At 55.8% G+C, this 16,538-nt stretch carries 6 protein-coding genes; all 6 read left to right on the plus strand.

Features of this window, described 5'->3' with window-relative positions; translation table 11 throughout:
* Positions 1-416 precede the first annotated feature (416 nt).
* Complete coding sequence (locus tag GXY35_01365) at positions 417-11,804, plus strand: hypothetical protein (GenBank protein NLW93248.1); 11,388 nt, start codon at positions 417-419, stop codon at positions 11,802-11,804.
* 59 nt (positions 11,805-11,863) lie between these two features.
* On the plus strand, positions 11,864-12,238 hold the full coding sequence (locus tag GXY35_01370; protein ID NLW93249.1) for a hypothetical protein: 375 nt from the start codon (positions 11,864-11,866) through the stop codon (positions 12,236-12,238).
* Between the two features lie 99 nt (positions 12,239-12,337).
* Positions 12,338-13,210, plus strand: coding sequence for a hypothetical protein (locus tag GXY35_01375; protein ID NLW93250.1), 873 nt, complete (start codon positions 12,338-12,340; stop codon positions 13,208-13,210).
* A 107-nt stretch (positions 13,211-13,317) separates the two neighbouring features.
* Positions 13,318-14,049: a DUF1566 domain-containing protein gene (locus GXY35_01380; GenBank protein ID NLW93251.1), complete on the plus strand. Its 732-nt coding sequence runs from the start codon at positions 13,318-13,320 to the stop codon at positions 14,047-14,049.
* Between the two features lie 105 nt (positions 14,050-14,154).
* Entirely contained in the window at positions 14,155-14,538 is a 384-nt protein-coding gene (locus GXY35_01385) for a hypothetical protein (GenBank protein ID NLW93252.1), read from the plus strand.
* Between the two features lie 790 nt (positions 14,539-15,328).
* The coding region (locus GXY35_01390) for a DUF2341 domain-containing protein (GenBank protein ID NLW93253.1) at positions 15,329-16,538 on the plus strand (1,210 nt) is incomplete at its 3' end.

Below are 16,538 nucleotides of genomic sequence, written 5' to 3' on the forward strand. Positions count from 1 at the left end.
ATCAGAGAGGTGCGAAAGCCGCTTCTCTGTTGTGTCGGAAAGGGCAAAAGACCGCCTAACTCTAATATGCTGTAAAGGAAAACATAGCATCCACAGGGATTGCGGCAAGACTTGAGAATGGGGTCATCTATTGAAGAACGCCGATCTGTGGCTATGGTGCGAAGATCGTCCATAATGTCGCAAGAATTTATTCGGGGATAAATTAATAACAAATAGTTGCTTGAGGTATGGGTTCGGGGTATATAGCGAATAAAACAAATGAATGGCTTTATATACGATCAGTACTGTCCCAATATAGCTACAACAGCATCAACTGATTATTGACAACGACCTCTGCGGATTCGTGATCATGTTGCACAAGTATCTGCAACGACGCGGATAAACGAGGGTATCGGGCCTCGCAGGTCGAGCAGCATATGGAGCTTCACGGTCCCCTTGCGCCGCCTGCAACGAGCCCAACGGAAGAGGGAGAGGCAGAGGTCGATCGTGGTGGAGTTGAGGGCATACACCGTCTCATCCAGCTCCACGCCGAATTCCTCGTCCGCATAGAGCCTTTGGGCAAGATGGATCAGTGTCTGTGTAAAGTCGGCGTAGATACGTCAGCCGCGGGTCTCGTTGGCATGAGCGAGGGTGTTGAAAGGGGGGGGCAGGTGATCCGGTTTGGCTACGCGATTTTTGCGGCCGCAGCAGTTTGTTTCAGCTCCTTATGTGGTCTCGCACATTCTGATGACAGTCCCCCCTTTCCGGCGGATGCCGCCCAGGAGCGCGATCTCGCGCTTATCGACGCTTCGCCACTCATCAGCGGCGAGTGGAGCACGTTTATACCGGGTCTTGAGGGGACTCAACAGCACGAACAGTTTTCGCTCTCCGGCGACGAGGGTGAGGTCAGCATGGGGCGCAGCGAAGTGGAGATCAATGGAGAGCCGAGCCTGGAAGCCTATTCGGAAGTGGAAGCCTTGGCTGTCAACTCCTCCTCTGCCGGGGAGAACGACAGGGGAGATGTGGGGCAAACCCGCTCGCAAGGGTATAGCTGCAGACTGGGAACCGGATACGACAGCCAGTGGAGCATTACCGGAGAGACGGACGTTATTTGTCCCGGCGAGAAACCTTACTTCGGCCAGGAATGGACGAATATCGACGGTGGATTTACCAATACCGTAACCTGGTATCAGCCGGACGGTTCCTTTTCATGCGACGGAAGCTCCTATATACCGAGCGCCAGTGATATCTATGGGCCGGGCTATTATTGGCTCTATTACCGGAACATATGGTGGTTGAACGGAGCGACGACCCCCGGTCGATGGAGAGTGACCGGAAGCGGAGGGGGCAGCGGTACAAAGCATTTTACGATCCGGTATTGGCTCACGGACCACGCGATGTGCACCTCGGGCGATGGGAGCGGAAAGACTACCTCTTTCCAGAGTACGGACGCCGGCGCATACAACTGGGTGAGGGTGAATGATTTAACCGCCGGGGCGACGATAACATGGGAATGGTATTATCCGAACAGCTCCCTCTATACCACCACGACGGGACAGTGGCCGGCTCCGCCGGGAAGATATCACGAAAGTGCAATGGCGAATTGCATGTTATACATTGCAGGACACTCACCGGAGAATTACGGGGGGACGTGGACGGTCAAGGTATATATAGACGGAACCTACCTCTATACGGATTCGTTCACAATTCAGGTCATCCCGCAATACAATGCCGAGGTGCGCGATATCTGGTTCGATCCGGATGCCGCATCCCTCCATGCGGGGGACTCGGGCCGCGTCTATGCGCAATATAAGAACCTCTCAAACGTCGGTGCGACGCTCGATGCGCGGATCATCGTCAGGAAGCCGGATGGGGCTTCATCCTACGCGTATTTGGACAACTGGGCCTTCGATCAGGGGCAGATCCGAAACATGTATTGGGACGGCTACGCTTTCGACCAGTCAGGCCAATACACGGTGACGGCGGAAATTTACGACGGGCAGGGGCGGGAGAATGGATGGCCGAGTTCGCGTAGATACGGTAGCCTTGTCGACTATTTTACGGTTGCGGCCGCAACGTACACCGCCGAAGTGCGCGATATTTGGCTCGATCCTTCGAATCTGGTGAAGGGACAGTCGGGTAGGGTATTCGCCCAATATACAAACGAATCTTCTTCATCCGCGACGTTCGACGCGCGGATCATTGTCTACAAACCCGACAGCACAAGCCGCTACTCGTATATAGATAATTGGGCGTTCGATAAGGATCAGGTCAAGAACCTTTATTGGGACGGCTATACTTTTGATCAGACGGGAACCTATGAGATCAAAGCCGAGATCTACGATAGTCAGGGAATGCAAGCGGGGTGGGCGAGCTCGCATCGCTTCGGCACGCGCACGGAATCGTTCCTTATCGGCGCTCCTTCCTTGGACGGACAGGTGGAGGATGTATGGCTCGATCCCGCCGATATCAAAGCGGGACAGAGGGGAGATATTCACGCAAGGTTCAAGAATCTATCCAATGGCTCTGCGACGTTCGATGCCCGGCTCATCGTGCAAAAACCTTCGGGGAACACGACCTTCGGCTCCGTGGACGATTGGGAATTCGGTCAGGGGCAGGTGCAGAACGCGATGCGGAGCTACTTTCTTTTCGACGTGGAAGGCCGCTATACGGTTACGGCCGAACTGTACGACCAGAATGGGATGCAATCGAATTGGGCGGCCTCTCACAAGCTGGCTTTCCGCACAGAAGAGTTCTCAGTAAGCGGTCTTCCCACGCCCACCCCGACTCCGCCGGGCAAACTTTTCAACGCGAAGACGGAGGATATATGGCTGAGTCCGACCTCCGTTGCGAAGGGTGGAACGGCCGATGTATATGCCCGCTTCCATAATATCTCCCGCATCGACGGTCCCTACAGCGGCGCGGCGACGTTCGACGTTCGGATCGTGGTGCGCAAACCGTCAGGGCAGTCTTCGTCGGGGTATGTCGATAATTGGTCTTTCACCGCGAATCAGGCGCAAAACGTTCTCAAACCGAGAAATCATTTCGATGAGGAGGGGACCTACACCGTTACGGCTGAGATCTACGATATCGGGGGCTTTCAGGCGAATTGGGCGGCGGCGAACCGCCTCGATTCCCTCTCCAAGACATTCTCCACCATTCCTGGTACCCCTACGCCGACTCCGCCGGCCAAGCTTCCGGTTGTTCTTGTGCACGGCATAAACGGACAGGCGGCGAATTTCGGCGCCCTGAAGGAACTGATCGAGGGAGAAGGATATACGGTGTACTCTTTCGAGTATTCGTGCACCAATACCCCCGACAGGCCGGGGAAGGGCACAAAGACGATTCAAGATTGCGCCGCAGAGTTGCGAGATTTTTTGGCGGCGTATCCAAAGGTCGATATCATCGCCCATAGTATGGGAGGATTGGTGACTCGATCGTACAGGGCTGGCCTTGATTTGAGCGAGCAGAATCGCACGGAAAGCGTTCTGAAGGCGAGAAGGGACCAGATCCGGAAATTTATCATGCTCGGCACGCCGAACTTCGGCTCCAATAGATTGCTTGAGCTGGGTATCGATATCTGGAAGCTGGAAAGCGATGCGGACGATACGCTTCACGACCAGTTGAAATGGGCGAGCTACCTTACCTGGCTGGTGAACATGAAGGATCAGCCCGAACCCTCTGAGGATCTTGTGATTGCCGGCATATACGACGGCATCATACGCGACCATCACAGCGGAAACGATGGGGTTGTATGGATTCAAACCGCAAATTATGACTGGAGATACGATGTGCCGTGCATCTACGTCGATTATGAGCATATGACGACATCGATATTCGATCATTCCGCCAGGGGTATCGCGAGAATCGATTCAGCCTCCCATCTCTCATGGTTGGCTATCAAAGATTGGCTTGCCGGGCGGTGTCCGACGCAGAATGATCCCGTCCCCTCCTACAATAAGGGGATGATTGTTCTCGGAGCCGTTGACGGGTCCTCCGAACCGATCCCGATCAACGTGCGCGAGGTAGGAGATTTCACGGGGCCGTTCCTGACAGAAAACGACAGCCATATCTGGTATCGGCCATGGCCGTATCTCCCCGAAAGGGACTATGCCATAGAGGTAACAAGGCGGGACGGATCGGATCCCAGGGTGATCAACACCGAAGTCGTCGCGGGCCGCACCACGTTTATTGTGCTGGATTATACACAATCGGGCACTCCTACAGCGACACCCGCTAGCCCGACTCCGACGCCTCCCGGGGGACAGCAATCGCTCGATGTGGGGCCGTTTAAGATTTACGCCGACTATATTTACGGCGGAAGCGGTTGGCCAAAAACGGCAAGTGGAAATGTGAACCTCAACCACATCTTGTATTCGACGGGGAATATCGAGATCGCGAAAAACTCGACCGCCGTATACGAGATCTCCGGAAACGGACGGCTGTACGTCAACGACATCCCGATCCCCGGTCTCGGGACGGTTCACGACCTTACGATGTATGAGGGATCATTCAGCTATGTAGTGGATGGGAACGGTCTGGCGAAGAGATCATTGAATGGAGCGCTCAAGTATCTCAAGGTTGCGGGATTGGACGCGTATATCAACTCGTTTATATTCTTGAACGACGGGGTAGAACTTTCGGCCGATCTAAAGTTCCCCGGTCGGGATGGTTTCGTCGAGGTTGGGCGGCTGCTCGTGACAAAGAGCGGCGGAATGAGCATGACTGGGAAAATAAGCGTCGGGGGAATCGATATGGAGATTAACTCCCTCTCCATAACATCGGACAAGATTACCCTTCAGAACGGTACGATAGTGTTTCCGGAGGCGTTTTCTCCTGGCGGAATAGATTTCAGCCCCGCGGCGAGGAGCTACTCGCCGCTAAACAGTTCCTGCACTGCGTTCGATTTTTCGGCTGTCTCGGGGACAGAATCTTCATCGGAAGAAGACATAGAATGCAGCGATGGCGTTTTTCAAAGAACGGGAGAAGTTAGGAACATCGAGGGGCTCGTCGAAAGCGACATCCAGTACAGGGGCAGCCTGGTGGCATATCTGAGCCGGGTGCCGATGAATGATGAAGACGGCGATTCGATCGGAGATGCGCGTGAGATAGACGTCTGCGTGGTGGGGGAGAACGGAGATTATGAATTCGACTCTATCCCGGAGGCCGATTATCGCGTGAAGTGCACAGGGCGCGTAACCGTTGCGATCCGGGGATTGGAGATATCCGCCTCGGGGTTCCGCCTCGCGGAAGGAGAGATTACTAATATCCCGGATCTGGAATATGCAGGGATCGTGTTGCACGTTGGGAGCCTTGCGTTAAGCACGGAGCCGGTGTCCATAGTCTTCAAGGACACGAGCATCGAGCTTCCGCAGGATATGGGTGGAGGGACTCTGGATCTTGGGCTGTTGAGAATCACGGACGGCAAGGTGGATATCGAAGGGGCGATCCGGGACATTAGGTTTAATGTTCCGGGCACCAGATTCACACTGACGATCGAAGAGTTGGAATTTGATAACGTACGCGGACGGTTCACCGGCATGGGGAGATTGAGCATCCCTTCATTCCCGGATATTCGGGCGGGGGTGAGTTTCGATAGGCACGAGCTCTATTGGATCCATGCCGAGGTGCAGGAATTGAACGTGCCTATTTATGCGGTGATCTTTCTCCAGCGCATCAGCCTGGACGTGGCGGGACTTGAGGCGGGGCCTCCGCCCGTGGTAATCGTCGCGGAGGCCGGGCTAAGCATCGGCCCGACCTGGTCGGTTCCGCTTACGGGCGAATCGGTGGTGCTTCTTGGCGCAGATCCGATCGCGCTTACCATTGACACGAGCGATTATGTGCAACTCTCCGGCGCCCTGACGCTCTTCAAGCCCTCGGAGGGAACGATGCAGGGGAAGATATCGTTCCTCCTATGGGATTGGAGCTACAATTTCTCCGGGTTCGATGTGGCGTGCGCTGCTGCGGGCATGAGCAAGAGCCGAGGCTTCCATGCGGAGGCATACGTAGACATCATCGATATCCTGAAGGAGACAGGGACGTTCAACGTTGATCCCAAGAAGAACGTGAGCGGGCATGGTTGCGGGACTATTGAGGTACCCGAGGTGGTGCCCGTGATCGGAGGGGCTCAACTCGGCGGATTTGAAACGGTGCTCACGAACAACTATCTCGCGGGGGAGGGCTGGATCTCAGCCCTGTTGAGTCTCTCCGCCAAGTTCAACTATGACGGTGGCATTCAATTCGGGAGCAATCTCGAAGATCTTGGCGTGACGGTAATCGCGTCGGCCGCGATCGAGGGACTCACGACGCCCGAACAGATGGCTGCGTCTCCGTATTATTCGATCGATGTCCCCGACGGTCTCGAGAGGGCCATATTCAGGTTTGCATGGAGTCCGAACACGGATACCGATGTCAGCTTGATCAGGCCCACGGGCGAGATCATTTCTCCGGCCGCGGCGCCGAGAAGCTCCCCCTACGCCAATTATCTGAAAGACGCGGCGCACCATGAAGCGTGGTACGTCGTCAAAGAGCCCGAACAAGGGGCATGGCAGTACCGGCTGACGAACCGTGCTATCGGGGATCTGACCGTGGAGCTAATTGCGGTAGACGAGCCGCCGACGGTGGAGATGGCGGCCCCGAACGCGCAATCAGTGCAGGGAGTCAAGACGAGCGGGGACAGCATTCGGCTTGCGTGGGACGCAGAAAACCTCTCCGGAGGGGAGACGATAAGTCTCTATTACGACGTAAATGACAGCGGATATGACGGAACGCGTATTGCTTCCGGCGATTTCGCCGCACAAGGGTATTACGATTGGGTGATTGACTCGAGCGTTCCGTCCGGTCGGTATTTCATTTATGCCATGGTAGACGATGGAAGGAGTATGCCGCGCGGCTCCTATATGCCGGGCTGGGTGACGGTTGAGAATCCTGATTCGCCGCAGACGCCGAGAAACGTATCCGTGCAATCGGCCAGCGGTTCCGTTCTCGTCAGTTGGTCCGCGAACGAGGAGGAGGATCTCCTTGCCTATGTCATCGAATGGACGGATACGCCGACGGAGCTCTCTTTCGATCACAGGCTTGCCGTGGGGCTTGCCACGAGCTACACGCTTGACCAGCTCGACAACGGCCGCACCTACAAGGTGCGCGTAAAGGCTGTGGATAAGGACGGGAATGAAAGCATGCCGTCGGAGGCCCACCTTGTAACGATTAATATGGAGACGAGCAATTATTCGCCGGAGATCGTTTCACAGCCGGTGACAAGGGTGCGCCAGGGGACCGCATACCGCTATCAGGTGACGTGCAGCGATAAAGACGAAGGCGATACCCTCACCTATATACTGGAAGATGCCCCGGCGGGGATGACAGTCGACGGCAACGGACTTATCCAATGGATTCCGGGATTGACGGATGTGGGGCGGGTGAAGGTGAGCGTAAGAGCCGAGGATGCCCTCGGGTATGAGGCGAGGCAGGAGTACCACCTGGATGTCTATAACGACTATATGGTCAACATCGCGCCGGAGGTTGTTTCCATCCCGCCAGGCGTTGCTGAGGTAGGGAAAGAATATTCATATCAGGTGCAGGCAACCGATCCGGACGGTAATCCACTTCAATACGTTCTTCTGGCCGCGCCGGAGGGGATGGCGATGGATGCCCGGGGTTTCATTACGTGGACCCCTACCCAGTCCAATACCGCAGGAGATAACCTGGTTGCGGTCAAGGTGCTGGACGGTCATGGAGGAACGGCATCTCAGTCGTTCACCGTCTATCTGAGCTGGTTTTCTTCCTATGACGCGGAAGCGCAGCAGATATGGGCCAACCCGTTGGAGATCAAGGCGGGCGACACCGGCGAGATATACGCGAGCTTCAAAAACCTCTCGGACCTTGGCGGGCCGGAGAACGGCGCGGCGACATTCGACGCGCGGATCATAGTGCAAAAGCCCGATGGTTCGTCACGATACGCGTATGTGGATACCTGGTCATTTGCCGCTGGGGAAGTGAGACATCTGTTGTGGGACGATTACGTGTTTGACCAACCCGGTACGTATAAAGTTACGGCGCAGATATTCGACAGCGAGGGGTACCAATCCGGTTGGAGCTGGTGGCGCCGCTATGACTCCCTCGACCGGACGCTGAGCATTGCCGCCGTTGCGACCCCGACTGCAACCGCCACGCCTCCTTCCGCGCCCACCGCCACGCCGACGCTTCCTCCGGCGCAGACGGCGACTCCGCCCGGAAGCTATCCGGACGTGCGCATCGAGCCGATGTCTCTCGATTTTGAATATCCTGAAAAACCGGTTGCGCGCAATTCGAAAACAAACGACCTGCAGGGCTCAAAGGCCGCAGGCATTGAAATCTCGGCCGGTCTTGAGGACGAGCCGAGGTACGAGTGCGTGCTAACCTCCGGTTCTTATACGATGAGCACAAGCGCCGGCAATACGTGTAGGATCGAGATGGACGGATACGATCCGATGGCCTCGCCGGGCGATCCGATGCTCCCTCATAAAATCTATCGCCTGCTCGTCCCGCCGAATGTGGATATTTCGACGGTGAGGTTGAGCGTAATAGAGGAGAGCATCAGCCCGGTCGCAAGCAGCAGCGCATGCGAAATTGAGCCTGCGCCGCCGATCGCGACGTGGGACGGTACGGCTGTCGTATACATGTGGGGTGAGGGGAAACGCGTGGTGAACGGGAGAAACCTGAACGTATACGAGACCGACGCGAACTATCCCGCATCGAACATCGAGATTTCCTCGACCGGCGAGATGCGCCAATGGAAATACATCGAGGTCGATTACCGGCCGTTCCGATATAACCCTGTGCGTGAAAACCTCAGTTTTACGAAAGGGATGCGCATCACCGTTTCCTGGAAAGCGCCCCTCAAAACGAGTATCTCCTCGTTGTCGAGACGATTGGAGGACCGGGCGATGGACCGAGAGGCATCTTCGATGTTCCAGAACTACGCGCAGTCGGCGTCGTGGTATACGCCATCGAGGAGAACTCTCTCCGAAGCCGGCGGCGAGAAATATAATTATGTGATCATCACCTCGAATGCCATCAAGAATGGTAGCGCGAAGCTTAATGATTTTGTGGCGCATAAAAGGACGCTAGGCTTCACTGTTGCGGTGATTACGGAGGACGCGTACGGCTCTCTCTCCGGCCAGGCGCCGAACGGACGTTCGGAGAAGATCCGGAAGTGGCTTAAGGACAACTATGTTTCCCTGGGTATCAAATACGCGCTCCTCATCGGAGATCCGCGCACTGACAGCGCGGACGTTCCGATGAAGATGTGCTGGCCTAGGCATAACACGACCTGGGAAACCTCTTACCTGGACGGCCCGACGGATTTCTATTACGCGGAGTTAAGCGGCGATTGGGATAAGGACGGAGACGGCTTCTTCGGCGAGTACGGCGACGATACGGGTTCGGGGGGGGCGGACAAGGCAGCGGAGATTTACGTGGGACGTATCCCCGTGTACAACGGAAATTGCTCCCCCCTGGACTCGATTCTCCAGAAAACGATCGATTATGAAACCGCTGCGGGAGACCTATCATGGCGGCAGAACATCTTGCTGCCGATGGAGCCGTCGGATTCGAGTACGCCCGGCTGGCAGCTCGGGGAGGGGATCAGGAACAACTTCGCGACGGCGAACGGGTTCGCGGCGGAACGGATCTACGAGCAGCAGTACGGCATAGATCCTCCGCCTGAAAGAACGCCGTGTAATCAGGGAAGTGTTCTCGACGAGTGGCAGAACGGTTACGGCATGGTGACCTGGTGGACACACGGCTCCGCCACGTCGGCGGCGGACGTCTTTTCGACCTATGTTTGCTCGGATCTGGACGATACCAGGCCGTCCGTGGTCTTCCAGAATTCTTGCCTCAACGGGCAGCCGGAGACCACGAACAATCTCGGCTACAGCCTCCTCTTGCATGGCGCGATAGACACCATATCGGCGACGCGCGTAAGCTGGTATAACCCGGGGGCGTGGGATCTCAGCGGCTCTAACTCCGGCATGGCCTATCGTTTCACGGGAAAGGTGCTTGACGGACAGGGGATCGGGCAGGCGCTGTTTGCCATGAAGCTAGGGGAATCGTCGTCGAGCGCCGAGTACTGGATGAACCACGTCGTGTTCAATATGTACGGAGACCCGTCGATTACATTGTCGAGCGGCAAGAACTTCACCATCTACAACGACGGAAATGCTCCGCTGGAAATACAGGGGCTGAGTGCCCAAAATTCCGCGGCGTGGTGTAAGATTCAGAGGGCGGAATTGATCCCCTTCACCGTTCCCGCGGGGGGGGCATCTCTTGTGACCGTTCGCGTGGATCGCAAGGGACTCTCGGGCGGAACGTATACCGACAGGCTGCTGGTGTCGTCGAACGATCCGGATGAGAGTCCGTACCCGGACGCTGAGAACATTACGCTTCGCATCATCTCCGGCGCCAAACCGGATCTCATCGCGGATAGCCCTGCCCCGGATGACGGATTCTCGCAGCCTCCATTCAATCCCGGACAGTCGGTCGAGTGGTATGTTAGCGTATACAACACGGGTGAGGGAGATGCCGGAGGCAGCACGCTGGCATACTACCTGGGAACGAGCCCGGCCGATTATTCGCGGCAGATTGCACACGTATCGGTCGAATCGTTGTGGTCGGGATCGAGCTCGACCAAGCATAAGCCCTATGTGTTTACCGAGAGTGACAGGGGCGTGCGTTATCTCAATGTGCGTGTGGACAGAGATGGCGTCGTTGCGGAGGAATTCGAGAACAACAACAAGGCGAGCTACGGCCCGTTTCACGTAGGGGAGGCGTTTACGCCTACGCCGTCGCCGACGGAGACGGCGATACCGTCTTCGACACCGACAGTTGCGCCGACGGCGTCACCCACGCCATCCCCCAGTTCTCCCACCGGCACGCCGACGCAGGTGATACCACCCACGGCCCCCCCCATTCCCACCATCACGCCTACGCAAGCCCCCCCTGGGCATGTGTCCCATGTGGTGAAAGGAAAGGTTATCAACGCGGACGGGACTTCGCCGGAACAACTCCTCTTCATGGCGCATGTGACAAGCAGGCCGAAGGACATCGTCAGGATGGGATCGACGGGAAGCGTGTATGCGGATGGATGGTGGCAATTAGACGCGGCTAGCTTCGTCTCAGGGTGGGCCGTCGGAGAAATTCTCCACATCAATATGCTCAATCCATATAACGGCCAGAGCGGATCATGGGAATACACATTGGCGTCGGAGAATCCTCAGGTAGTCGAGGAATACCGGCTCAATGACGTGATCAAGGACACTACGTATCTCATGAAAACCGCCAGGACGGGCCTGAATGCGATCACTCTCATGGAGTCGACAATCGTGCAACCCGGCGGAACGACCACGGCGGAGGAGCTAACGCGCCGGATTCCCAACTGCTCCGTGGTATACCGCTGGGTGTCGGAGACGCAAAGCTACGACGGCCATGTAAAGGGATTGCCCGTCAATAACTTCGCGGTTACTGCATTCGAACCGTATTTCGTTTCGGTAACAACGGGATGTGAATGGACCCAGTCCGGAGTTCTCGGAGGGTACCTGCCGTATTTCCATCTTATCACCACCGACGAGACGGATCTAAACGCCATCGTTTATCCGCCGGACATGCTCCATCTCAAGACGGCGGAGGAGCTGGCGCAAGACATAGACCATTGCAAGGTCATCTACCGGTGGAACGCTGAGACGCAGGCGTTCGAGGGACATGTCAAAGGCTTGCCGGTCAACAACTTCAAGCTCAAGGCGTGGGAGGTATACCTGGTCTCCGTGGACGGCGAGGCATATTGGCCGTGATTTCAAGGCTCCTCTGTGCCATCAGAGGGATGCTGCGACGGATGGAATGAGGGGGAAAGATGAACAAGCTGATGGCGATGACTTTGCTTATGATGCTGGTGGTATCTATGCCGGTCTGGGCGGGTAACCCTCATACGGTGTGCGGCAAGGTCTTCGACGCCGTTAAGACCATGCCCGCCGACGGGACCATACGCTTGAAAGCCTACATAGCGGGCCGGCCCGACGAGATATTGACGGAGAAATCCCCCGGCTCGGGCTATCAGAGCGGTTGGTTCCAAGTGGTGGTTGGCAATTTTCCCAATCGCTGGAAGGTCGGAGATGTCCTGATAATAGAATTTACACACAATGCCACGGGCGCCAGCCGCGTCGTGGAGCATATACTGACCTCGCAGGACCCGGAGCAGATCGGCGATATAGTACTCCAGAGGAAATGAGCCGCATTGAATATTCGGCGCCTGCGGCATAAAGGCAATAAGACTCTGCTCTCCTGAGATGAGGCGGGGCGGGCGGGAGGAGAGAGCTTGAGAAGCGCGATGAACAGCATGATATGCGTGATTGTGCTTATGGCGCCCTCTCTCTACGCGGGTACGCCGCATACCGTTTGCGGCCGCGTCTTTAATTCCGACGGGAGTGTGCCCATCGACAGTTCTGTCTCCTTTACCGCTTTTATCGAATCGAGACCCAAAGACCCGGTCACGCAGGATACCACCGGCTGCGGTTACGCGAACGGGTGTTGGCAGGTCAATGTCGGAAATTTCAGCACTGATTGGGGAGTGGGCGATGCATTGAATGTTATATTTGTGAGTTCGCAAGGAGAAGATGGAAGTACCGCGCATAAGCTGACGGTGGAGGATCCGGAACCTGTTTCCGACGTCATCCTGGCGCCTTCGCAGACCACTCCTACGCCGGTAGAGACTCCGGAGGCGACGGCAACGTCTGCGATGACTCCTACGATGACTGTGACCCCCTCTCCGACAAATACTCCGACGGAAACTCCGACAATGCCCCCGGAACCCACCGAATGTCCTTTCATACTGGATGTGCGAGTCAATTTTCAGCCGGAAACGGCGTCGGTTCCCGACGGCTATAACGAGGATTGCGGTCGGGAATACCCCGAAGGTTCGAAAGCGGATGGGAACGACTTGGAATATGGTTGGGTGGTCATCGATACGTTCGGGTCTAAAGCGAGTATCCCGACTGTCGCGTTGATGCTTCTTCCGCGGTTGGAGCCGGATATGATCTTTGCCATGCATCCCGGCTTTACGCGGGGAGGGGAGGATAGGGCGGTCTCGAAGGATGGGGAAACTACCCGTCAATCGGTCATTTACGCGCTCCTTACACCGTTTCGTTTCGCCGGGTCCCGAAATATGCAAGGAGCAATCCAAAATAGAGGGAGGGCAAAGTGAACAGAATAGCAGCGGCAACTGTTAGTGTAACATGCTTGGTATGGTTGGCGGGTCTTGTTTCCGCGGGGAGCATCGATTCTCCGGGGGCGCCGTCGGCGGGGAGCGGGATGTATACGCTCCAGAACCTCTATGAGTATCTTATGAACGGTACGGCCCTTACCGTGACCGGCAGCTTTCAGAATCCGACGGCAGGCCCGGCCTCCTCGACAAAAACAATGAGGCAAATCGGGGACGATATCAAGGCATTGCTGGATCAGTGCGATGCCACCGCGGCAGATGTGAAATCGGGGAAGAAGTTTTTTTGCGCGGCGGCGGGAAGCTGGGGGGTGCAGACGGGAACATGGGTAACTGTGACGCCGACGCATACGGTAACCCCCACTCCCACCATAACCCCGACGCCGACCCCGACGATGAACTGGTATGAACAGTATGGTCCGAGCGGCACGGGCGATGTAGTACAGATCGGCACTATGTATATCGCATGTGATGCGAGAGGAGTCGGCTGTTACGGGGGCTTATATTTGACATTCGACGGTGCCACGGCCTGGAGCAATGCATTGGAATGGGCCGGGAAGAGCGACTGGAGACTGCCGAGTTATGCGGAGATGTGCGAGATAATGGGAGCGGTTTATAGTGGTTCATTTACCTACTCGCCCGATACTTATATGACAACCGATTCATGCGGTCCCGACTCAATTTATTGCGTGCGCTTTGATTGGCCGCTTGGGATCTGTGTTACAGAAGAGGAAGCTGAGGACCCTGACTTTCCGGAATATAACGTATATTGTAATTCCAAGTCGGCTGGCGCTCAAGTTCGTGCCGTGCGCAGCGTGGACTGATTCTCGATTCAGGATGTCGCGATTCATGGTGCCTTTGGAGAAGCAGCGGAGATCAGAGTATGAGAGTGCAAGGTTTCTTGACCGGGAGCGGTGAGGAGGAATGACATGAAAGGCTTTAGAGTATTGACATTCTGTGCGCTATTCAGTTCCAGCGTGTTCGGAACGGCCGTTGCGGGGAGCATCGATTCTCCGGGAGCGCCGTCGGCGGGGAGCGGGATGTATACGCTCCAGAACCTCTACGATTATCTTATAAACGGCGCGCCGTTGAGCGTGCAAGAAAACTTCCAGGAGCCCGTTTCAGGTCCCGCCCCCACGATGAAGACGACCAAAGAGGTAGGCGACGCGGTGCAGACGCTGTTCGAGGCATGCGATACGGATCCGATGGATGTGAGGCCCGGGAAGAAATTCTTCTGCACGCTCCCGTGCATGTGGGGCGTAAGAACGGGAGGAACACCCGTTCCGGCATGCACGGCTACTCCAACGCCGTAGCAAACGTCGACGGTTACACCCGGTCCGACGAGCATGCCCGATGGCTGGTACATCCGATACGGGCCGGGCGGGGAGGACAAAGTGGTACGGATAGACGATATGGCGGTCGCCAAATGGACGAACAATGAAGGGACGGACAATTTCGGTCTCAAGGCGTGGCAGGACGCGATAGATTGGGCGAACGTCATGAATTGGCTGAGCAGGGACGAATGGCGGATGTCGACCGAGGAAGAGCTGGTGGCCATATGCGGGTCGAAGGATGATATGGGAGGATATGCGGCTGCCCGATATTGGTCCGCCACGGAGGATGATACATATAACTCGGTCAACGTCTATTTCGACGGTAGACCATGTCAGTCTAATTACAGCGGAAAGTCAGACACCTGCTTTCTTCAAGGATATAGAGTAACGGTATGGCAGCCTCATTATAGAGGACGTTTCTGGAGAAGAACAATGACTCAGGAATGCTGCTGGACAAGCGATTTCAGCGGCTCATGGGGCAATGTGCCCATGCGGAAATGGCAGGAGCCTTGCGCCCCGTATTAGTATGACCCCTTCTATCCTTGTGACGACAGTACCAACGAAGGGTATTTGGACATGCCGATCCGGCAAGGAGGGGCCACTAGGTAAGGCCCATCTGCGATGTACAGTGAAAATTCCGCCCTCGTACGCGAATGGGGGATTTGTATCGATAACCGGCATCTGGGGAAGGAATTGAAATAGGGAATGTTATAGCGGAGGAAGGCAAAGACCGACGGATTAGCGCGAGAATGAAAAACGGGGGTATCAAATGAACAAAGCATTGTATCGGATGGGACTGTATCTTTGCGGCATTATATGCACTATGCCATCGGCGTACGCCGGTCTCCCCCACAGCGCTATCGGTCCGCTTTACAACCACGATAGCAGTGTGCCTGCGGATAATGACATTACCTTCGCGGCATATATTACTGCCAGGCCGTCGGATATTCTGACGCAGAATGATGACGGCTGCAGTTACGAGGAAGGATACTGGCAAGTCAACGTCGGGAATTTCGCCAATAATTGGAATATCGGAGATATTCTGCATGTAGATTTTCTACATATCCATGGGGGGGACGGTTCTCTTAATATTCAACTGACATCCGATGATCCTGATATCGCGGAACCGCTTTATCTTTCCATTCCGCCCCCCACCGCAACCCCTACGATCACCCCCACGCCCACCATAACCCCCACGCCCACCATAACCCCGACTCCGACCGAGACAGCCACGCGAACGCCGACTTGCACCGCGACCTCGACACCCAGCTGTACTCCCACGCCGACAAATACAGCGACGCAAACCACGTCCCCAACCGAGACGCCGACGGAAGCGCCAACGGCGACGGAGACCCCGAGTAGCACAGCAACCCCTGCTCCGGGTTGGTATGATCTTGACTGGTCGTATCGCCGTTCTATTACGATAGACAACAGCGGCTACATCTCCCTCCTTTCGGATTATCAAGTCAGGGTCGAGATAACGTACGATCCGCAAATGAAAGCGGATTTTTCTGACCTGCGCTTTACGGATAACGATGGAATGACCCTCCTGAATTATTGGGTGGAGAGTTCGACATCTTCAACCCAAGCGGTGGTGTGGATAAGGGTTCCAGCCATTCCGGCAGGAGGAGAGAAGACAATATATTTGTATTACGGGAATGAAGGGGTGAGCACGCTTTCTTCCAGAAAAGATACGTTTGCGTGGTTTGATGATTTCTCCACTGATACGTTGAGCAGCAATTATACCCTGTCGGAAAGCGGTCATTGGGAGGAGGATGACCCTTATGAGGACCCTGACTGGGATGAGGACCCCTGGGATGAGGATCCTATCTGGGTTCCGGATGGGTCCATTACCTATGATTCAGAAAATCAAAGAGTGAGAATAGATTCGGGCGGTCCGTTTCTCAATTCGATTCTGTGGTATAGCATGGCGCAATTCGACACGGCGGAAGTCAAATATGATCTACTGAAGGTTGTAA

The organism is Chlamydiota bacterium, assembly GCA_012729785.1.
Lineage (GTDB): Bacteria > Auribacterota > Tritonobacteria > UBA1439 > UBA1439 > UBA1439.